Genomic DNA, 20168 nt, shown 5'->3' with positions numbered 1-20168 from the left:
ATTGTTACTAGCTTAAAAGTTTCATAAATACAATCATGAAGAAGGAGTGCTATATATGAATGCAAAGAATAAAAAGGTTTTATTGTTAACAGACATTGAACACGGAATAGAGCCTATCATACAACAAGTAACTAACATTCAACGAGAAAATATGTTGACTATACACAGCTGCGATTCTGTAATTGTACATCCTTTTGGAGATATAATGAGGTCTATTATTATTGCTATTTATCAAGAAAATGTTGAAGAAATTTTTATTATCGGAATAGAGGATAAAGAAACTGATGCAGTTAATCTACAAATTCAACGTGATTCCATAAAAAATAACAGGGAACTAGACTATCTCTTTGAAAATTGTATGCCTGAATTTTCAAGTGGTAGCCTTGATGAATGGCTAAGCGGAAAAGAAAATGTTAGTGAAAATATTGAGAAGAGTATAGACATGATTCGTCATCATCCATTAGTACCGTCGGATGTTAAAGTTTATGGTTTCAAGATTGATAAAACAGGTGGAAAAGAAACGGTTATTAAAATTCCTACTAATAAAATAGTTGAAAAAGTTAACTAATTTATTAAGGACAAATAAATTCTTATGTATGAATTGCTGTTATATAATAAAATTTATTATGTTTTAAGAATCAGAAGGGGTAGCCATGCAAAATAAAATTATCGTTATGTTTCAAAAAGATTTTCGTTTATATGATAACCCAGCTCTATTTGAGGCTGCTCAGTCCGGTGAGGTTGTTCCGGTATATGTACATGACGAAACTTTTTCAATGGGAAGTGCGTCAAAGTGGTGGTTACACCATGCAATAATAGATGTAAAAAAACAACTTGATGTATTGGGTTCTACTTTAATCATTCGTAAAGGAAGTACGCAAGAAGAAATACTTTCTCTCGTAGAACAGTTAGGTATAACGGCTGTATATTGGAATATTTGTTATGATCCGGACAGATTACAATCTAATCAAAAAATGAAAATGATGTTAGAAGATAAAGGTATGATCTGTAAGGAATTTAATTCACATTTATTATTAGAGCCTTGGGTTATTAAAAAGAAAGATAACACTGAATATAAGGTGTTTACGCCTTTTTACAATGCATTTCAAAAGCAGGTAATATCTAAGCCTATTAGTAAAGTGCAGAGTATAAAAGGGGGAAGCTCTCTACCAGCAAGCTTATCTGTTTCAGAATTACACTTGCTGCCGACTATACCGTGGACATCTCATATTGAATCAATATGGGAGCCTACAGAAGAAGGGGCATACAAAACATTTAAGAAATTTTGCTCTAGCAAACTGGCCTCTTATAGTGAAAGAAGAGATTTTCCAAATCAAAATGTTCATTCGATGTTGGCACCTTATCTTTCATTCGGTCAAATATCAGCAAAGCTAATATATCATTACTTAATAAATAAAAGTATCGAAAGCCAATGTAGTCTTTTTGAAAAACAAGTAAATAGTTTTATACGTCAATTAATTTGGCGAGAGTTTTCTTATTATTTGCTATATCATTATCCGTTTACAGCATATAAACCTCTTAATAAGAGCTTTGAACATTTTCCGTGGAATAATGAAGAGGAGTTATTAAGAGTATGGCAGAAAGGTGAAACTGGTTATCCGTTTATTGATGCAGGAATGAGGGAACTGTGGCAAACAGGTTTTATGCATAATCGCACAAGAATGGCTGTAGCCTCTTTTCTTGTAAAGCATTTGTTAATTCCGTGGCAAGAAGGAGCAAAATGGTTTATGGATACACTATTAGATGCTGATATTGCAAATAATACAATGGGGTGGCAATGGGTTGCTGGAAGTGGAGCGGATGCATCACCATACTTTCGTATTTTTAATCCGATCACACAAGGAGAAAAGTTTGATAAAAACGGAGAGTATATAAGAAAATGGGTACCAGAATTAAAAGATATGCCTAATAAATATATACATAAACCGTGGGAAGCACCTGAGCATATTTTACAAAAGGCCAATATACAGCTTGGTCATACATATCCTTTGCTAGTCGTGGATCATAAGGCAGCCAGAGAGAGAGCACTTTGTGCATATAAAAGTATGAAAGAATTCGTATAAAATAGATTAAACAATATGTATTTAAAATATAAATATTAGAAATTTATCCATTACAAGGACATACTAATCATATAAAGTTTCTAAAACCTTCTATTGAAAAAGGAGAATGTTTATGAAAAAATCTAGTATTATAGTGTTCTTACTAACGTATGGTTTGTTTTATGTTTCTAGTATTTTATTTCCTATTGATCGTATGTGGTACGATGCGCTAGAAAAGCCGTCTTGGACACCTTCTGGCATGATAATCGGAATGATTTGGGCTATATTATATGGACTCATTGCATTATCAGTTGCAATTATTTACAACAAATATGGATGTAAGCCAAAAACATTTTGGTTTATATTCTTTTTAAATTACATATGTAATCAAGCATTCAGCTACTTTCAATTCAGTGAAAAAAATTTATTTTTAGCAACCGTAGATTGTTTACTAGTCGCTATTACTACGCTACTTCTCATTTTATTTTCTTCCAATTTATCTAAAGTATCGACATGGTTGCTAATTCCATATTTTGTATGGGCTACATTTGCTACATATTTAGCTTGGACCATTTATAGTATAAATTAAAGACGTAAATAAAAACTTGAGCATAATAAAAATGCTCGAGTTTTTATGTGTATTAATGATAATCTAAAATATAGAATATATATATCTTAGGGAGGTCACCTTTGTGAAGAAATGGATAAAAATTACGCTGTACTCTTTACTAGGTATTTTAATTATAGGAAGTATTACTTTTTTAACTTGGTCTCAGTTTACATACAAACCAACGAAAGAGGCTATGTCGTTAGTGGATGATAAAAAAGATGAAGATCATATAGTTTTTGGAGAGAAAGATGTAAAAATAGGGGTTATTTTTTATCAAGGAGCTAAAGTAGAAGCCGAGGCTTATAGTTATTTAGGAGAAGCTCTTGCAAGAGATGGACATTTTGTAGTAATGCCTAAGTTACCATTAAATCTAGCGATACTTGGAATCAATGAAGTAGACAGTGTAATTGAACAGTATCCTGAAGTTCAAAAATGGTATGTTGCAGGGCATTCAATGGGCGGAGCTATGATTTCTAAGTATGCCTTTCAACATGAAGAAAAAGTAGGCGGAATCATTTTCTTAGGCTCTTATCCCGCAGATGATTTCTCTAAGAAATCGATTCCGATGTTATCTATTTATGGAGAAGTAGATGCGTTAGCAACTGTAGAAAAAATAGAGAACAATAAAAAGTTCATGTCAAAGAATACAACTATGCACATGATAAAAGGCGGAAACCATGCTCATTTTGGCATGTACGGTGAGCAAAAGGGTGATAATGCGAGTTTAATTACGGCAAAAGCACAACGAGATGAAACAGTGAAAGTAATGGAAGAATGGCTATTAAAACAGTGATAATGAATGTAATAAATTGATCGAAAGAATTCTCCTTCCTCAAGATATCTTAATGGTAGGTTGGAGAGGTAATCAAGAGCCAGCTCAATAAGAGTAGGCTCCTTTATTTAATTTCTACCTCTAATTGCTTCCTTATTTTCTCCGGAATATCCTTTTCAGAAATAGCCTCGTACGAGTAAACATACCTACCTTTCACATGAATTCTCAAGTAAGTTTTTCTTATGAAATCATTAGGAGTATTCGTTCCTACTGTATACTCTTCTTCATTTCCAGATTCATCAATGCCTTTTAACGAGTACATAGCTCTACCGTTCGTATGGTAATCCGGAACACCATATCCTTCCGCAACGGCATATACATTTTTTTCTTCAGCAAGTGGATTTAATATGTCTAGATCCCCGCGTAACATGAAGGGGAGTAAGTATATAAGAAGGCCTATTCCTATTATGCAAAGTATAAATTTCTTCATGATTGTTTCTCCTTTTGTTCATTTACATGATTCAGTATAGAAAAAAATTCTTATGAATTTAGAAGTGAATTTCTTAAGTTTTTCTTAAATAGGTTTTTAAAGGAGGGATAACATTGTATGGTTATTCTCTTGTGCAAATCGTGTTATGAGCTTAGATTTGCAATAATAAATGTTTTTTTATTAGATAATTACTTTACCAATAATCGAGATGTTTGCGGAGACATTTATTTTGGGGATACATAATTATATTTAGAGAATACCCAGTTACAGTATTTGAATTTTTAATAAGAAGGGATGCGAAGGAATGAACTCACAGAGACAAGGCTATGCAGGCTGGTGGCAAGGCGGACACGGTGGTTGGCCGGGTGGACACGGTGGTTGGCAAGGCGGACACGGTGGTTGGCAAGGCGGACACGGTGGTTGGCAAGGCGGACACGGTGGTTGGCAAGGTGGACACGGTGGTTGGCAAGGTGGACACGGTGGTTGGCCGGGCGGACACGGTGGTTGGCAAGGTGGACATGGTGGTTGGCAAGGTGGACATGGTGGTTGGCAAGGCGGACATGGTGGCTGGCAAGGTGGACATGGTGGTTGGCCGGGTGGACACGGTGGTTGGCAAGGTGGACATGGTGGACACGGATATTAAAAAGATACTATAAAATCATTTTTTTATGCAAAGTTTGTATATTTAGTATCGTTGTATATTTCATTTGTATAGTAAGGATATAGTGAAAACAGCAAAAAAATCCTGTGAAATAAGGATTCTATCCATAAAATTAAAGCAGGGGAAATGTCAAAAGAACAAAAGACACCGCTTTTTATTATTCAAGGAGAAAGAGACTATCAAGTTCAATCGAAAATCGAAATCCCTCTTTGGAAAGAACAATTAAAAGAACGAGATAACATTGATTATCGACTATATCCAAAGTTAAATCCCTTATTTACAGAAGGTTATGGAGAAATAAGTAAACCGGATGAATATTATAATTCTGCTAATATCCCTGAGTATGTTATAAATGATATTGTTGCTTGGGTGCAAGGAAGATTGCAATTAAATTAGCAACCATATGTTTTAATAAAGACTTTCTTTCTGTAATCAAAATAGAAACATTGTTATTAGGTTATATGTTTTTTAAAAGCACTCTTTGAAAAGGAGTGTTTTTTTTATTTTTCTTTCGATTTAATTAACGAAAAAAGTATCTTGTACTCCTTTTGTAATTTTTTCTAAATAGAATTTTTCTATAAAATAAGAGGCTTGCCTTCCAAACAAATCGTTATTTGTAACACTTTTATCAAAGCAAAGTTCTCATGACATCTCTTTGATATTCAAAAACATTAATAACCTATTGTGTAAAGTTTTTTGAAAATTTAGGTTTAACATCTTTAAAATAGGTGTATTACATATTACATAACAACTAAATAAAAAATCTAAAGGAGGAAAAATACCATGCATAAGAATGAAAGAAAACCGGTGGTTCATGAATATCAAAATGAACAGGAAGTAGTTATGAAAGTAAAAGAGCTAGAATTGCAAGGGATTCGCCAAGATGACATTTATGTCTTAGCACATGAAAAACATCTAACAAAAAAGATTGCGGATGATACAAACACAAATACGATTGGAGTAAAAGAACAAGGATTGGGCACAAGTATTATCAACTTTTTCTCCAAAAAAGGGGACGAACTCCGAAATCAAATGGAGGAAATGGGGTTGTCGAAGGAGGAAGCTAACTTATATGAAGAAAAATTAGATCAAGGGAGAATTTTACTCCTAGTAACAGCTGAAACACCAACGGCGAGTGATAGGCAGCCACAAAACTATCATTCTCTTTAATAGATTGCAACATCTGATAAATAGGTAAGATAATGCTAACTTCCTATTTTAAGAAAAAATTGAAATAGACTACATTTTAGATTGTAGCATTGAAGAAAATAAAGTAGAGAAGGGTGAGAAAATGAAACATACAATATTTAAATATGCTGTGATTGGGATTACAACCGGAGTCATGGTCTCCCTATTAAAAAAAGAAAATCGAAATGCTATACAAACAAAAGGAAAAAGCATAAAAGACAAACTACAAGAAGGAAACATAAAGGAAACATTAGAGAAGGTAACTGAGACAAGTAAACAATTCTCTGTAACTGCAGCTAATGTTGCAAAACAAACATTACCACAACTGCTTACAGCCACACCGGTTGTCATTTCTACTATTAAAGATTTAACAGAAAACGAAAATAACAAAAAGAAAAAAGATGAAAAGGATAACGAAATAAATGAAAATAGTAAGGACATAGACGGAGAAAAAACGAAAAATGAAAAGAAATATAGGAAAGAAGGGAAAGAAGAGAGTGCTTAGATTTAATTCTAAAAAGAGAAAGTGAGGAAAAAAGTATGAAATCTCTGTATGCAATTGATGTAGGAATTGGTTTTACTAAGCGGGCATATCGACAGGATGTAGATTCTGAGGTAACGATTAAGAGTGAAGCTTCCACACTAGCCCCTGTACCTAATCATGCTGAAAGTGAAGATTTAACAAAGGTAAGTTTTATAGACTTAGACTTTGCATACTACATGGGAAATGAAGCACATCAATCTGACGCTTCATTTCTTCCTCCATTTGACGAAGAAATAGAAAATTATTATGAAAGCGAACAGTTTAAACAACAAATATTTGGTTGCATTGCAAAGGATTATAAAGAAAATGTCGTGTTACCTTTAGTTGTTACCGGGCTTCCCGTTACTTGTTTTGGTAGTCAGCATGAACAATTACAACGTGCACTAAAAAAAGAAACTTCCGTGCAAATTGATGGGAAATTTATTAATATTACAGTGGAAAATGCTTTGATTCTTCAGCAACCGGTCGCTTTACATGCCTATTTCTTAAAAGAGGGAATCATTCAGGAACGAGATCGCATCTTAATTATTGACGGTGGATTTCGTACATTAGAAATGACAGATATGAAACAGAATGTCATTTTAAATCATTATGAGACAGAACTAGGATGTAGCAAGCCTTTGAAAAATATTAAGAATATCGTGCAGAATCATGCGGGTGAAAGTAATCACTTGCATATTAACGACATGCCAAACATATTAGAAAAAGGATATGGAGATCGAGAAGAAAATCCTCAGACAAGTCAGGTTGATACTTTGATTCAAAAAGAGTTGGATGCACACTTCCAAGACGTCATGCGTGTATTACAAGAACAATTTAAGTTAGAGCAGTATGATACTATTATTTGGACAGGAGGAATAGTAGATCTCCACAAAAAACGAATTGAAAAAATACAAGGTGAAATTTCTTCTTTCCGTATGGTAGACGCTTCGAAAGAGGCTGCACTTCATGGATACTACATTATTGGAAGTCAAGTATTTGACGATATCACCAATCAATCTGTATATGAATCTAAATTATAATAACGACCGAAATAGAGTTCGTTGAATAGACGTGCCAAATTATGTAGCTTCTTTTCCATATATAATAAATTCTTTATAAGAAAAGATAAAAAGTGCTTGTATAGAGGAAATGTTTAAATTTGAGAATAAAAATAGCTAATATATAGGGGGTCTTCCTTTTAATAGAATAAGACCTCCTATGCCATTTATTGTGTAATCTAGTTGATCTAAAAACTTTTCCTCCAAGACATGAATACCTACATACAAATTTCATATTAAGAATATTATTCGATCAAACATAAAACTATTCAGAAAGGAAGAATAATATGGAATGCATAAAAATGCCAAAATGGAGTTGGTATCATGTGAAAACTAGTGAGCTTGAAAAACTTTCTTCTATAATCCCTCGTGATGTAACATCTTATTTCTCTCAATTTGTAAAGAAAATAAGTTCTCCTTGTGAAAATGGATTATATGTTTATACGTTATCACTAAGTCAAACTTGTGTATATGGTTCGTTTTTATATGATCAAGATAAAAAGGACGCCAAAATTCAAAAATTTCTTCATTATTTCGTAGCTCATGGAATACTGATAACGGTCCAAGAAAAAGAGGAAGAGGATTTCCAAAAATTAATACATACTTTCCCTATGGGTACAAAAAATTGTAATAGTTCCGCTGAAGGATTATGTGCTATCTTGTCAATGTTTATATCTCACTATTTGCGAAAGGTTGACTATTTCGAAAACAATTTCAGAAATGTATTATGGGATTTTTATCATCATAATAACATAGCAGTTTTAGAAAAAATTTATCATATTCGTCATGAATTATTTATGAACACACATGTGTTTCGCTTAATACAAGAAGTGTTACAAGGCATAGAGGAAGCTTGGTTAGAAAATATAACAAAGACTCTTTGTTATAAACAAACATACTTGAAATTAGAGCGTGGATTACAACTTGTTAAAGAGTACCAAGAAGAATTAGACACGATGATTCATTTACAAGAAGTTGTCTCTTCTCATCGTGGAAATGAAATTATGAAAGCTCTTACTGTATTAACTGCTGTAAGTACGCCTTTGACGGCCTTAGGAGCATTGTGGGGGATGAATTTTAAATATATGCCTGAACTAGAATGGAAATATAGCTATTTAATTGCTCTCTTATTTATTATTTTCACAACAGGAGGTATGTATATGTATATGCGATTCAAAGGATGGACAGGTGATTTATTACGAGTAAAGAAAAAGAAATCTTTTTTTAAATCCAATTAATCCTGTTTATAAAAAATATGATAGATATTAATCTAGATATAGGGTTAGTAATATTTATTAATTGAGGTAGTATCATATCCCCATTAAGTTAAAGTTTTGATGTCCTCGCAATGATAAAAATGGTGAATATTTATATGAAAGATTAGAGCTCTCCTTCTTGTAGGAGAGCTCTAATCTTTGTTTAAAAACTATATCATATACATGGGCAGACTCATTATCTGAAATTTGTCCGGATTCAATTTAGAATACGACAAAAGAGAACTTGTGTTAGAAAACAAGCTCTATTTAAAAGAAATAACGTAATTGAGATACTTATATAGTAACAATTGTTTTCTTCTAATTCCATATGTCTTATGTTGAGAAATAAATTATAAGTGGCTTGATAAAGCTAAAATGAATGATTGACATAATATTTTGACGATAATATAATGAATCTCGAATTCAAGATAAGTTGTAAAGGATTGGTAATTACGAGGGTGATTAACGATGAGAGTCTATCTTTAAAGTTATTTGTTATATTATCAAAGGAATTACAGTCAATCACTAAACGTATTGAAAAGGATATAAAAATTTATGGACTTAATCCAACTGAATTTGCAGTGCTTGAGCTATTATACAGTAAAGCCGATCAGCCTATAAAAAAATTGGGGACAAAATATTACTTGCAAGTAGTAGTATCACGTATGTAGTGGATAGGTTGGAAAAGAAGAGGTGAAAACCATGTCCTAAAGACCGCCGTGTCACGTATGCGTCAATTACTTCAGAAGGTATTGAATTGGTGGATACTATTTTTCCTCAGCATAAAGAGGGGATTCGGCAAATATTTGGTAGTTTGGACTATATTGAGAAAAAATGATAATGAAACAGTTGAAAAAGTTAGGATATTACGCACAGAAATTGTAAGTTTGTAGAGGCTATTTCTGATTAGTAATATCCTAATTAAATATAAATTAAATAAATAGGAGGAAAAATTAATAAGTGGTAGTAAATGTATTATAATACAAAATGAATAAATCATATAATTTCAATTAGTACAGTAGGGAATAAAGTTGTTATGTTAACGTATACATATCGTCCTTTTCATTATAAATCTTTCATAAAGCGGAGAGTGGGTATCAAGAATGGAATTACGTCATTTAGAGTATTTTATTCAAGTTTGTAATAATAATAGTTTTACTAAAGCTGCGGAAGTTCTAGGTATTTCACAGCCGACTTTAAGCCAACAAATCCGTGTGTTAGAAGGTGAACTTGATACACCCTTGTTTCATCGAGTTGGAAGAGGTATCAAAATGACAGAAGCGGGTAAGCTGCTATTTGATAAAGGAAAATTTATCATGCAACAATTTGATGACGTTTATAATGAAATTTTTGAATTAAAGGGGGTAAAAAGAGGTGTAATTACTATAGGAGGTTTATTAGAGGATCTCACTTATTTAACACCTTATATTATGAAGTTTCAACAACATTATCCTAACATCGTAGTAAAAATTATAGAATCTGAAGTTGCTGTAAATCAAATCGTTGATAAAAATATTGATATAGGCATCACGCGTAGTGCTCAAATTCCAGATACATTAACAAGCACCCTTTTGTATAGCGAAGAGCTTGTCCTTGTCATTCCAAAAAATCATCCTTTGAATGAAACATCATTTGTTTCTTTTCGAGAATTAGTAGGACTGAGTAGAATAATGGTTTCATGTAGTTGTCGTGAATCTATTAAAATATATTGTGAGAGTTTAGGGTTATCTTTATCTGAAGCAAATATAGAAACAAAATCTTCTATTTCTCTATTGAGCCTTGTATACAATGGACATGGGGTTGCCATAATACCTCTTTCACTGGTTAACTTTGTTAATAATGATACTTTGAGCATAGTTCGTATTATTGACCCAACACCAAGTCAAGATATTAATCTTATTCACTTTGATGATAAATTTTTAAGTTTTGCAGCACGTATCTTTATGCAGAAGTTAAATAATCCTGAAAAAGTATTAGTATAATAAAAATAATAATGATTATAGTGTGAGAATTAAACATGATACATAATTCTTGGGAGAAGACCTAAATTACAGTCAAAGGGCAAGTAGATTTATATGTGTGGTGTAGTCACTTCAAAAGGGAATACCATGGACTTTTATTTAAGGGAAAAGGGCAGACTTTGCAAGGAGATAAGGCTGTTAAAAACAAGTCAAGTTAATCAATTAACTCTTCGGTCTTATCGCATAGTAATAGATTCCATTAGGGATATATTGCTATTTCTTTTTACGTATCCTTATTGCATAAAGAAAACCACCGGCATTATACCGGTGGTTTTGACTTAGAAAGCAAAGCAAGTACAACCAATACCCCATTTAGTTCCATCTTTTCCTATTACGGTATGAGTGTGTTGATGGAGAGGGTTACTGCAACTATGTAACTTGTGATCATGGGCATCGTGAGAAAGTATAGTGTGGGCTAGGTTAGCACCACCATAACCATAAACTCCCGTCGGTGACCAATCAGGTGATGCTGGCGGCAATTCAGGTGATAAACTTTTAAATTCATCATTTCCATAAACAACCTGCCCACCCATAATGGTGAGTAATGATTCAAGGTTCTTGATTTCTTCTTCTGGCACAGTAAAGTAGTCAGCAGACAATACAGCAATATCAGCAAACTGACCTACTGAAAGGGTTCCCTTTTTACCTTCATCACCAGAGAACCAAGCACTTCCTTTTGAATATAATTCCAGGGCTACTTTTCTATCAAGTTTATTTTTTTCATCGTATATCGAAAGACCACCAATGGTTTTTCCGGCAACCATCCAGTAAAGAGCGACCCAAGGGTTATAGCTGGAAACCCTGGTTGCATCACTACCAGCGCCAACAGGTATACCTAGGTCTAACATACGGTAAATTGGGGGAGTACGCTTTGCAGCTTCCTTTCCGTATAAATCAACAAAGTATTCACCTTGAAAAGCCATGCGGCCTTGGATGGCGATACCACCATTTAAAGCCTTAACACGTTCCATACTACGATCTGAGATTGTTTCTGCATGGTCAAACCACCATCGTAGACCATTAAAAGGAATTTCTTTGTTGACTTCCTCAAATACATTTAAGAATCGTGTGATTGACTCGTCATAAGTTGCATGTAAACGGAATGGCCAACGGTTTTCTACCAATAGAGAAATTACTTTCTTTAAGTCAGCTTCCATCATCGTAGCTAGTTCGGGCTGTGGCATTTGAAATTTTTCAAAATCGGCTGCCGAGAATACTAACATTTCTCCGGCACCATTCATTTTATACTTATCATTTCCTTGACCTGGAGAAACAATTTTTGCCCATGAAGCAAAGTCTTCATATTCATGATTTGGATTTTGTGTAAATAGATTATAAGCAATACGCAAAGTTAATTGTTCCTTCTCGGCTAAATGTTCAACAACTTTGTAGTCATCAGGATAATTTTGGAAACCACCACCTGCGTCAATGGCACTTGTAATACCTAATCTATTTAATTCGCGCATAAAATGGCGAGTTGAGTTAATCTGGTCGTCAAAATTAAGTATTGGAGCTTTACCCAAACTTGAATAAAGAATAGAAGCGTTAGGATTGGCAATTAAAAGGCCCGTTGGATTACCTCGTTTATCCCGCTCAATTAAACAACCTGAAGGGTCTGGGGTATCTTTTGTGTATCCCAGTGCACGCAGCCCTGCACGATTTACAAGTGCTCTATCGTAAAGATGTAGCACAAAGACAGGTGTGTCTTCAGAAACAGCATTAATCTCTTCCAAAGTTGGCATCCGTCTCTCTTTAAATTGAAATTCAGACCAACCTCCAACTACTCTTACCCACTGAGGAGCAGGTGTACGCCTTGCCTGTTCTTTGAGCATTTCGAGAGCAATGGTAATTGAAGGCACACCTTCCCATCGTAATTCCATATTATAATGAAGACCGCCACGAATAACGTGTATATGAGAGTCATTCAGGCCTGGAATAGCTCTCTTTCTTTTAAGGTCTATTTTTTTTGTTTTTTCTGTGGCACTATCAAGAAGCTCATCTCCACCTACTGCAGTTATTAAACCATCAGTTATGGCGATAGCAGATACCTCTGGTTGAGAGGGATCAAGGGTAGTAATTTTTCCGTTATATAAGATCATATCCGGTAAATTCATATTTACACCTCGTTTACTTCCTATTTTTTTGTAACCATGGATGAAATAATTTACCGAAAATCGGCATAACTACCCATGATAGCAAGGACACTATACATACAGAAACAAAAAAAGCGGACATAATAGGATTCATATGTTTTATAATAGGTCCTATCAATTTAGGAACTAACATGCTAAGAGGCCATACACCCAGAAGGGTAACAATAGACATTTTCCATTTTGGCGGTGGAACTGGTGTTTTCGGAGTAACAAACCAATAAGCCAAACTGCTTTCAGTTTTGTAAGTTGGATTAGTAACTTGAAATTGCTCTGCCGTTTTTAACAAATCTCGGCGAACATCTGATTCTTGCCAAGCACGTAGATGCTCATATGTATCAAAGCGAAAAATAACAGTATACTCTCTGAATTCGTTATTTGGGACTATTAGGTTTACGCCTAAATGCCCTGGGAATTTAGTAGCGGCAGCTTCGATTTCATGTCTCCATGTTTCAAACTGTTTTTCTTTACCTTGTTGAATTTCCCATGTAACAATCGTTGTTACTGGATCAGCAGTATCCATCGTGTTCCCTGTATAAGTCTCTTCGACAGCTACTCCTTCTTGTTTCATATTTTCCTGCTTGGAAGCGCGCCATGCACCATGGTATATGCGTATTCTACACCTTGACCATAAGCGCCAGTGTGTTCCTTTACAATCTCCATTACAGCATCATAAGTATCTTTGTGTGCCCAGTCACGTTGGTATTCAAGTAAAACTTGAATTGCTGTTACTGGAATTGCACCAGCTTGTTCTACACGACGCATAGCAGCGTTATGTGCTGTCAAACTAGTACCACCTGAAGCATCATCAACTGCATATACCTCATAGCCAGCTTTAATTGCTTCAAGCACAGGGAATGCAAGGCAAACTTCAGTCCAAAGTGCTGCAAATATTAATTTCTTTCTACCGGTTGCTTTAACCGCTTCAACAAATTTTGGATCTTCCCAAGAGTTCATTGAACTGCGTTCTATAATTTCATGGTTTGGGAATATGTCAAGAATTTGCGGCCAAAAATAACCAGAAAAGCTGCGTGTCTCAACTGTAGTAAGAATAGTAGGTACGTTAAAAGTTTTTGCTGATTTAGCAAGCAGCATAACGTTATTAATCAATGTTTGTCTATCAATACTTGCAACTCCAAAAGTCATTTGAGGTTGAAAATCAATCAAAATTAAGGCACTGTTCTCCGGATTTAACAATTCTAAATTACTCATAATAAAACGCTCCTTTTTTAATTGTTTTTTTGAAAGCAATTTGTTTTTTGTTAATTGAAGTTGTAATCATAAAAATAAAAGCTCTGCTATACTTTTTAATTTAAAATGTAGTGCTGATTTAATCAGCACTACATTTATACTATCCACTTTAAAAAAAGTGATTTAAAGCTATTTCTTTGGAATACATTTATACATTTTGTTTACTAAGATCTCGTTGAGCTCCTAAATAGCTTCCAATTATATTTTGATAACCTGGAAGATTACTAGCAAGTAAATTGCCAAAACCTTCAACATCGTTTCGCCAATCGCGTTGTAATTCGCAAGCTACGCTAAACCAGTTCATAAGTTGTACGCCATTATGTGCCATACGCGTATTGGCAGCATCTGCAACTTGTTTGCTGAAAGTTCCTGAAGCATCAGTAACAGCAAATACTTCATATCCAGCTTTTATAGCGGAAAGTGCCGGGAAAGCAACACAAACGTCCGTAACTACGCCCGCGATGATAAGTTGTTTTTTTCCAGTTTCTTCGATTGCTTTTACAAAATCATCATTATCCCATGCATTAATTTGTCCAGGTCGAGCTATTTTTTGTGCGTGAGGAAAGAGATCAACCAATTCTTGCATTAAAGGTCCGTTAGGTCCGTTTTCAAAGCTAGTTGTTAAAATAACTGGTAAATCAAAAAACTTAGCAGTGTGAGCAAGAGCTAAAACATTGTTCTTAAATTCATCAACACCATAGTCACGTACTAGTCCGGACATAAGACCAGTTTGATGATCTACTAAAAGAACGACAGCATCATCTTTGTTAATACGAGAATAGAGATCAGTCATTATGTATTCCTCCTAAAAATTAAGTAATCGAAGAAAGTTTAAACAGTAGAATATTATCCTAAATTTCTTCGTTTGTTACGATTAGTTTTTAAATAAACTGACCGTTAATATGAGTGATAGCAGCATTCACGGAACATGAAGTGCTATACAAATTTATAGTATTTGAAAACGAATTGGTTAATCAATTCTAAATTATCTATAATTTGTATAGGTCATAACTATAGTTGTTTTTCACTATAAAATAGATTGATTTTACCTATACATTCTATAGATAGAACGATATTGATAGTCACCTATTTTTGTTATTAGAATTGAATATGAGGAATGTTTAGCAAATACTTCGTGATGGAAAAGTATAAGATGAGGAATTGTTCCATAACCAGAAAATGAATTCATCAGAACAATAGAGTTTCAAGCTTAGTGTTCACAATATAAATGTGTATAAATAGGTTATGAGATTTATCCGAATTATTGAAGAAAAGGATACATATTAAAGGAGGTAGGACAATGGCAAAAATTACTGTAGGAACCGAAAATCAAGCGCCAATTGAGATATATTATGAGGATTATGGTATAGGAAAACCAGTTGTACTAATTCATGGTTGGCCGTTAAGTGGTCGATCTTGGGAATACCAAGTTCCCGCTCTTGTTGAGGCTGGATACAGAGTTATAACATATGATCGTCGAGGCTTTGGAAAATCATCTCAGCCGTGGGAAGGGTATGAATATGATACCTTTACTTCTGATTTACATCAACTATTAGAACAGTTAGAGCTTCAAAATGTCACACTTGTTGGTTTTTCTATGGGTGGAGGCGAGGTAGCCCGATATATTGGAAAATATGGAACCAATAGAGTAGAGAAGGTTGTATTTGCAGGAGCTGTACCACCATACCTTTACAAGTCAGCAGATCATCCTCAGGGTGTATTAGATGATGTAGCAATTCAAGGATTTGAAAATGGAGTAAAAAGTGAGCGCCTAGCATTCCTTGATGAGTTTACGAAAGGATTTTTTGCTGCTGGAGATCGAACTGACTTAGTTAGTGAACCATTTCGACTTTACAATAGGGATATCGCTGCGGGTGCATCACCTAAAGGAACGCTAGATTGTATAGCTGCTTTCAGCAAAACAGACTTCAGAGGCGATTTAGCCAAGATTAATATACCTACCCTTGTTATTCATGGTGATTCAGATGCAACTGTACCATTTGAATATAGTGGGAAATTAACACATGAAGCAATTCCTAATTCTAAAGTAGCGTTAATAAAGGGTGGTCCACATGGGCTAAATGCAACGCATGCCAAAGAATTTAATGAAGCACTCCTATTATTTTTAAAGGACTGATTACAACTATATAATTGTTAATTGATACATTATAAATAAGTTGCAATTCTATCATATTTTTTCTAATAAATGGAAATACCTAAAGGTGAATAATTTTGAGGAGGTTTTCAATTATGGCAGAAAACCAGGACAAGAATTCTCTAGAGGAACAAGACGTGAAACGTGAGACATTGACAACACGACAGGGGCACCCTGTGAAGGATAATCAAAACATCCGAACAATTGGGAATCGTGGTCCAGCAACACTTGAAAATTATCATTTCATCGAAAAAATTTCTCATTTTGATCGAGAAGAGGTTCCGGAACGTGTAGTACATGCGCGAGGAGCTGGAGCATTTGGGTATTTTGAAACCTATGGAAAAGTTGGAGATGAGCCGGCAGAAAAATATACTCGTGCGAAAGTATTTTCAGGGGCTGGTAAAAAAACACCGTTAATGGTTCGTTTTTCTACAGTAGCTGGAGCCAAGGATTCACCAGAAACAGCAAGGGATCCACGAGGTTTTGCAGTGAAAATGTATACGGAAGATGGTAACTGGGATTTAGTAGGGAATAATTTGAAGATTTTCTTTATTCGTGATGCGATGAAGTTCCCAGATATGATTCACGCATTTAAGGTTGATCCAGTTTCAAATGTGTCGAATCCTCAGCGGATGTTTGACTTTGTTTCTCGTACCCCAGAGGCAACGCATATGATTACATTTTTATTTTCTCCATGGGGTATTCCAGCAACATATCGCCATATGCAGGGATCTGGTGTAAACACTTATAAATGGGTAAATGAAAAAGGCGAAGCTGTATTGGTGAAATATCACTGGGAGCCGAAGCAGGGAATTCGAAATTTAACACAAGAAGATGCAAACAGTATTCAAGCAATGAATGTTAGTCATGCAACACAAGATTTATATGAAGCAATTGAGCGCAAAGATTATCCAGAGTGGGAGCTATTTGTACAAATTATGGAGGATGGTTATCATCCAGAACTCGATTTTGATCCTCTTGATGATACGAAGCTTTGGCCAGAGGAGCAATTCCCGTGGTTACCAGTAGGACGTATGGTTCTTGATCGTAATCCAGTTGATTACCATTCAGAGATTGAACAAGCTGCTTTTGGTACAGGAGTACTTGTTGATGGCATGGACTTCTCAGATGATAAAATGCTACAAGGTCGTACTTTCTCTTATTCAGATACTCAACGTTATCGCGTTGGTGCAAACTATCTGCAATTACCTGTAAATGCACCTAAAGCACCTGTTCGTACAAATCAACATCGTGGTCAAATGGATATGCGTAATCCGAAAGAGTCTGGAGAAAATCCGCATATTAACTATGAGCCATCTATGCTGGGTGGTTATAAAGATGCAAAACAAGAAAAGCATCACCCACACCAACCAACTTACAATGCGGCTGCTATGAGTGCACCAATCGATCGTCCTAATAATTATGGTCAAGCAGGTCACACATATCGTAGTTTTGAGGAGTGGGAACGAAATGAATTGGTTAAAAATCTATCTGAAGCACTTGCAGTATGTGACAAAAGAATTCAGAATGCGATGATTGAACACTTCACGCAAGCTGATGAGGATTATGGCCGTCGTGTCAAAGAAGGTATTGAAAAGAAAATGAAAGAAGCTAAAACGGAAGCCAAACTTCCAGGCCACGAAGTAAGTAAATCAAAATATGGCCAAGGTTCATTAGCTGCAAACGAAGCAACAAAAGATGCAGTAAAGGAAAGCAATGAATCAGATCCTTATTAATTAGACGTAAGCACAATAGGAGATACTTAGGAGTGCCGTAAAAATGGTTAGGTAGTCTTTCATACGATTAGTAAATTAGTTTTATTTAAAAATATGAGAGGTACTAAATATCATAAGATAGTTGATAAACAAGTAAAAAATAAAGCATTTAAAAAGATGCTCTTGGATAAATCCAGGAGCATCTTTTTAAATGCGGCATAGTGCACCACTGTAATCAATTTAAAGAATCGAAATCTTCTTAACAGCTAAAATGTATGGATTAGAGTTTTTTTAGGTCTCTTAGGTGGATTACTATATTACTATCAAGATAATATTTTGAATAATCCTCAAAACAAAGAAATGCACATTTTCTTATTTTGGGTAGTGAAGTTTCTTAAGTTGATTTGGAGCCTTTATATCCTAAGTAAAAAGTGTAGGCTACAGCCTACAAATATTCATCTCCCACTTAAAATTGTCGTTTTACACCTTCACATTTTTGAGGAAGAAATATCTTGTCAGAAAACAATAAAATCTTATTAATTTTTATAATTGGTAGAATTTTTATAGAAATAATTCTCTTAATATATTAAAATAACATTGTATTATGTCAAATTTTAATTAGGGGAGAGAAATTTTATGTTGAAAAAAATCATTCCAGTTGCTTTAGCATTAAGTACAGTTACTTTTACTAGTGTATTCGCTGTGCCTTCAGCCCAAGCAAGTACAGAACAAAACCGCTACATAGATGTACAAATGCTCGGTATTAACGATTTTCATGGGCAACTAGACACTGTAAAAAAAATTAACAATAAAGATGCAGGGGGAATTGAGTACTTAGGGGCTTATTTACGTGATCGTGAAAAACAAAATCCGAATACATTAAAGGTACATGCTGGCGATGTTGTTGGAGCAAGTACTCCTGTTTCAGCATTATTACAAGACGAACCTACGATTGAATTTCTAAATGATTTGAAATTCGATGTTGGAACTATAGGAAATCATGAATTTGATGAAGGTGTTGCGGAAATGAACCGCCTTATTTATGGTGGATACCATGAGAAAACAGGAAATTTTAAAGGAGCAAAATTCCCATATGTTGCCGCAAATTTCTATAATAAATCCACGGGTCGATTATTTTTACCACCATTCACTATAAAAAAGGTACAAGGAGTTCCTGTTGGATTTATCGGAGTCGTAACAACGGATGTTCCTAACCTTGTTATGCCTACTATGCTAAAGAATGTAGAAATTACAGATGAAGTTGAAGCTATTAACAAATCCGTAAAGCAATTAAAAAAACTAGGCGTTAAATCTATCGTTGTTCTTGCGCATAACGGAGGTACAACAGATGGGAACGGCGTAACAAATGGTGATATCGTCCGATTAGCAAATCAGACTGATCAAGAAGTCGATGTTATTTTTGGTGGGCATAGCCACACCTATGTAAATGGAACTGTCAATAATAAACTTGTCGTACAAGCAAATTCTTATGGTATGGCTTTTGCTGATGTTGATGTAAAGATTGATCGTAAAACACAAGATATTGTTGAGAAAAAAGCAGAAATTGTTACAACTTACCATGAAGGCATGGAGCCTGATAAAAAAATAAAGAAGAAGATGGAGAAATATCAAGCAAAAATCGCACCTCTTGTCAATGAAGTTGTAGGTAAGTCTATTGCGCCACTAGATCGCAAACTCAATATGGCTGGTGAATCTACTCTTGGAAATTTAGTTACTGATGCCCAGCGTACAACAATGCAATCCCAAATTGCACTTATGAATCCTGGTGGTATTCGTAATGACTTAGATGCTGGTGATATTACATGGGGAGAAATATATGGTATTCAACCATTCGGAAATCAATTAATAAAAGTAAATTTAACAGGTCAAGACATTCGTGATATTTTAAACCAACAATGGCAAAAAGACATAACAAGAATGCTTCAAATTTCAGGGATCCAATACACTTGGGATGCAAACAAACCTAATGGAGAAAAAGTAACAAGTATTCGCTTAACAAATGGAGAAGAAATTATTCCTTCTAAAACTTACAGCGTCGTTGCGAACGCATTTCTAGCTTCAGGTGGAGATGGATTTGTATCCTTTAAAAACGGTAAAGATGCTGAAACAGGACCAACTGATTTTGAAGCATTAGTAGATTATATAAAAAAATCAAAAGAACCAATTCAGTCTATTATTGATGGAAGAATTCAAAAAATAAATTAGTTTTTTATTAATCTCACAAAAAATAG

At 34.6% G+C, this 20168-nt stretch carries 19 protein-coding genes and 2 pseudogenes; 15 read left to right on the top strand and 6 right to left on the bottom strand.

All coding sequences use genetic code 11. The annotated features are described in order from the left end of the window. The first annotated feature begins 55 nt into the window (after window positions 1–55). The 4 genes from ACQVV1_RS26405 to ACQVV1_RS26390 all read left to right on the top strand — a co-directional run bounded on the left by ACQVV1_RS26405 (window position 56) and on the right by ACQVV1_RS26390 (window position 3466). A complete protein-coding gene (locus ACQVV1_RS26405; RefSeq protein WP_431169723.1) occupies window positions 56–568 on the top strand; it encodes a carbonic anhydrase in 513 nt (170 codons plus the stop codon). Window positions 569–653: 85 nt separating this feature from the next. Beyond that, window positions 654–2084, top strand: coding sequence for a cryptochrome/photolyase family protein (locus ACQVV1_RS26400; protein WP_431169722.1), 1431 nt, complete (start codon window positions 654–656; stop codon window positions 2082–2084). A gap of 112 nt (window positions 2085–2196) precedes the next feature. Further along, the gene (locus ACQVV1_RS26395; protein WP_242256758.1) at window positions 2197–2652 is read left to right on the top strand and encodes a TspO/MBR family protein; all 456 of its coding nucleotides are present in this window, start codon (window positions 2197–2199) and stop codon (window positions 2650–2652) included. 103 nt (window positions 2653–2755) lie between these two features. After that, complete coding sequence (locus ACQVV1_RS26390; RefSeq protein WP_242256760.1) at window positions 2756–3466, top strand: alpha/beta hydrolase; 711 nt, start codon at window positions 2756–2758, stop codon at window positions 3464–3466. Window positions 3467–3569: 103 nt separating this feature from the next. On the opposite strand, the gene ACQVV1_RS26385 is transcribed toward ACQVV1_RS26390, so the two are convergent. Continuing rightward, window positions 3570–3935 (bottom strand): YxeA family protein, encoded by a 366-nt coding sequence (locus tag ACQVV1_RS26385; protein ID WP_309259050.1) that lies wholly within the window; start codon window positions 3933–3935, stop codon window positions 3570–3572. Between the two features lie 304 nt (window positions 3936–4239). Between ACQVV1_RS26385 and ACQVV1_RS26380 the strand changes: the two genes are divergently transcribed. Together ACQVV1_RS26380 and ACQVV1_RS26375 are read left to right on the top strand one after the other, a co-directional pair. Continuing rightward, window positions 4240–4578, top strand: coding sequence for a hypothetical protein (locus ACQVV1_RS26380; RefSeq protein ID WP_336376715.1), 339 nt, complete (start codon window positions 4240–4242; stop codon window positions 4576–4578). A 114-nt stretch (window positions 4579–4692) separates the two neighbouring features. After that, window positions 4693–4992: pseudogene (locus tag ACQVV1_RS26375) on the top strand (alpha/beta hydrolase); the annotation flags it as partial. Window positions 4993–5112: 120 nt separating this feature from the next. Here the strand turns inward: ACQVV1_RS26375 and ACQVV1_RS26370 are convergent. Further along, complete coding sequence (locus ACQVV1_RS26370; protein WP_375296223.1) at window positions 5113–5202, bottom strand: acyl dehydratase; 90 nt, start codon at window positions 5200–5202, stop codon at window positions 5113–5115. A gap of 177 nt (window positions 5203–5379) precedes the next feature. Between ACQVV1_RS26370 and ACQVV1_RS26365 the strand changes: the two genes are divergently transcribed. The 6 genes and pseudogenes from ACQVV1_RS26365 to ACQVV1_RS26340 all read left to right on the top strand — a co-directional run bounded on the left by ACQVV1_RS26365 (window position 5380) and on the right by ACQVV1_RS26340 (window position 10606). After that, window positions 5380–5766 carry a YflT domain-containing protein gene (locus ACQVV1_RS26365; protein WP_242252641.1) on the top strand — a complete coding sequence of 129 codons (387 nt, stop codon included), beginning with the start codon at window positions 5380–5382 and terminating at the stop codon, window positions 5764–5766. 121 nt (window positions 5767–5887) lie between these two features. Then, window positions 5888–6289, top strand: coding sequence for a hypothetical protein (locus ACQVV1_RS26360; protein WP_063224968.1), 402 nt, complete (start codon window positions 5888–5890; stop codon window positions 6287–6289). Window positions 6290–6324: 35 nt separating this feature from the next. Then, window positions 6325–7350, top strand: coding sequence for a ParM/StbA family protein (locus tag ACQVV1_RS26355; protein ID WP_242252642.1), 1026 nt, complete (start codon window positions 6325–6327; stop codon window positions 7348–7350). A 305-nt stretch (window positions 7351–7655) separates the two neighbouring features. After that, window positions 7656–8606 (top strand): magnesium transporter CorA family protein, encoded by a 951-nt coding sequence (locus tag ACQVV1_RS26350; RefSeq protein WP_242252643.1) that lies wholly within the window; start codon window positions 7656–7658, stop codon window positions 8604–8606. A gap of 428 nt (window positions 8607–9034) precedes the next feature. Continuing rightward, window positions 9035–9509: pseudogene (locus ACQVV1_RS26345) on the top strand (MarR family winged helix-turn-helix transcriptional regulator). A gap of 218 nt (window positions 9510–9727) precedes the next feature. After that, window positions 9728–10606, top strand: coding sequence for a LysR family transcriptional regulator (locus ACQVV1_RS26340; protein ID WP_063224972.1), 879 nt, complete (start codon window positions 9728–9730; stop codon window positions 10604–10606). A 317-nt stretch (window positions 10607–10923) separates the two neighbouring features. Here ACQVV1_RS26340 and ACQVV1_RS26335 read toward each other — a convergent pair whose 3' ends face one another. The 4 genes from ACQVV1_RS26335 to ycaC all read right to left on the bottom strand — a co-directional run bounded on the left by ACQVV1_RS26335 (window position 10924) and on the right by ycaC (window position 14839). Next, window positions 10924–12759, bottom strand: a complete 1836-nt coding sequence (locus tag ACQVV1_RS26335) for an amidohydrolase (RefSeq protein WP_242252646.1) — start codon at window positions 12757–12759, stop codon at window positions 10924–10926. A 13-nt stretch (window positions 12760–12772) separates the two neighbouring features. Then, window positions 12773–13366, bottom strand: a complete 594-nt coding sequence (locus tag ACQVV1_RS26330) for an antibiotic biosynthesis monooxygenase (protein ID WP_242252648.1) — start codon at window positions 13364–13366, stop codon at window positions 12773–12775. Beyond that, on the bottom strand, window positions 13363–14007 hold the full coding sequence (locus ACQVV1_RS26325; protein WP_000067162.1) for a hydrolase: 645 nt from the start codon (window positions 14005–14007) through the stop codon (window positions 13363–13365). The genes ACQVV1_RS26330 and ACQVV1_RS26325 overlap by 4 nt, the downstream gene beginning before the upstream one ends. A 187-nt stretch (window positions 14008–14194) precedes the next feature. After that, complete coding sequence (ycaC, locus tag ACQVV1_RS26320; protein WP_000131219.1) at window positions 14195–14839, bottom strand: isochorismate family cysteine hydrolase YcaC; 645 nt, start codon at window positions 14837–14839, stop codon at window positions 14195–14197. Window positions 14840–15346: 507 nt separating this feature from the next. On the opposite strand from ycaC, the gene ACQVV1_RS26315 reads away from it, so the two are divergent. The 3 genes from ACQVV1_RS26315 (at window position 15347) to ACQVV1_RS26305 (ending at window position 20142) form a co-directional block, all read left to right on the top strand. Further along, on the top strand, window positions 15347–16183 hold the full coding sequence (locus ACQVV1_RS26315; protein WP_431169720.1) for an alpha/beta fold hydrolase: 837 nt from the start codon (window positions 15347–15349) through the stop codon (window positions 16181–16183). 113 nt (window positions 16184–16296) lie between these two features. Beyond that, on the top strand, window positions 16297–17937 hold the full coding sequence (locus ACQVV1_RS26310) for a catalase (protein ID WP_431169719.1): 1641 nt from the start codon (window positions 16297–16299) through the stop codon (window positions 17935–17937). Window positions 17938–18552: 615 nt separating this feature from the next. Next, a complete protein-coding gene (locus tag ACQVV1_RS26305; protein WP_063224977.1) occupies window positions 18553–20142 on the top strand; it encodes a bifunctional metallophosphatase/5'-nucleotidase in 1590 nt (529 codons plus the stop codon). The last annotated feature ends 26 nt before the right edge of the window (window positions 20143–20168 follow it).

Origin of the sequence: Bacillus basilensis (assembly GCF_050630465.1) — a bacterium.
Lineage (GTDB): Bacteria > Bacillota > Bacilli > Bacillales > Bacillaceae_G > Bacillus_A > Bacillus_A basilensis.
Note: the sequence above shows the minus strand (reverse complement) of the source record. Positions and strands in the feature narration are given on the sequence as shown.

Bases quoted from the DNA above. Each gene is read 5' to 3' on its own strand.
- ACQVV1_RS26360 (WP_063224968.1), top strand. From the start codon at position 5,888: ATGAAACATACAATATTTAAATATGCTGTGATTGGGATTACAACCGGA.
- ACQVV1_RS26350 (WP_242252643.1), top strand. From the start codon at position 7,656: ATGGAATGCATAAAAATGCCAAAATGGAGTTGGTATCATGTGAAAACT.
- ACQVV1_RS26395 (WP_242256758.1), top strand. From the start codon at position 2,197: ATGAAAAAATCTAGTATTATAGTGTTCTTACTAACGTATGGTTTGTTT.
- ACQVV1_RS26315 (WP_431169720.1), top strand. From the start codon at position 15,347: ATGGCAAAAATTACTGTAGGAACCGAAAATCAAGCGCCAATTGAGATA.
- ACQVV1_RS26385 (WP_309259050.1), bottom strand. From the start codon at position 3,935: ATGAAGAAATTTATACTTTGCATAATAGGAATAGGCCTTCTTATATAC.
- ACQVV1_RS26310 (WP_431169719.1), top strand. From the start codon at position 16,297: ATGGCAGAAAACCAGGACAAGAATTCTCTAGAGGAACAAGACGTGAAA.
- ycaC (WP_000131219.1), bottom strand. From the start codon at position 14,839: ATGACTGATCTCTATTCTCGTATTAACAAAGATGATGCTGTCGTTCTT.
- ACQVV1_RS26330 (WP_242252648.1), bottom strand. From the start codon at position 13,366: ATGAAACAAGAAGGAGTAGCTGTCGAAGAGACTTATACAGGGAACACG.
- ACQVV1_RS26305 (WP_063224977.1), top strand. From the start codon at position 18,553: ATGTTGAAAAAAATCATTCCAGTTGCTTTAGCATTAAGTACAGTTACT.
- ACQVV1_RS26365 (WP_242252641.1), top strand. From the start codon at position 5,380: ATGCATAAGAATGAAAGAAAACCGGTGGTTCATGAATATCAAAATGAA.
- ACQVV1_RS26340 (WP_063224972.1), top strand. From the start codon at position 9,728: ATGGAATTACGTCATTTAGAGTATTTTATTCAAGTTTGTAATAATAAT.
- ACQVV1_RS26405 (WP_431169723.1), top strand. From the start codon at position 56: ATGAATGCAAAGAATAAAAAGGTTTTATTGTTAACAGACATTGAACAC.
- ACQVV1_RS26380 (WP_336376715.1), top strand. From the start codon at position 4,240: ATGAACTCACAGAGACAAGGCTATGCAGGCTGGTGGCAAGGCGGACAC.
- ACQVV1_RS26400 (WP_431169722.1), top strand. From the start codon at position 654: ATGCAAAATAAAATTATCGTTATGTTTCAAAAAGATTTTCGTTTATAT.
- ACQVV1_RS26325 (WP_000067162.1), bottom strand. From the start codon at position 14,007: ATGAGTAATTTAGAATTGTTAAATCCGGAGAACAGTGCCTTAATTTTG.
- ACQVV1_RS26335 (WP_242252646.1), bottom strand. From the start codon at position 12,759: ATGAATTTACCGGATATGATCTTATATAACGGAAAAATTACTACCCTT.
- ACQVV1_RS26355 (WP_242252642.1), top strand. From the start codon at position 6,325: ATGAAATCTCTGTATGCAATTGATGTAGGAATTGGTTTTACTAAGCGG.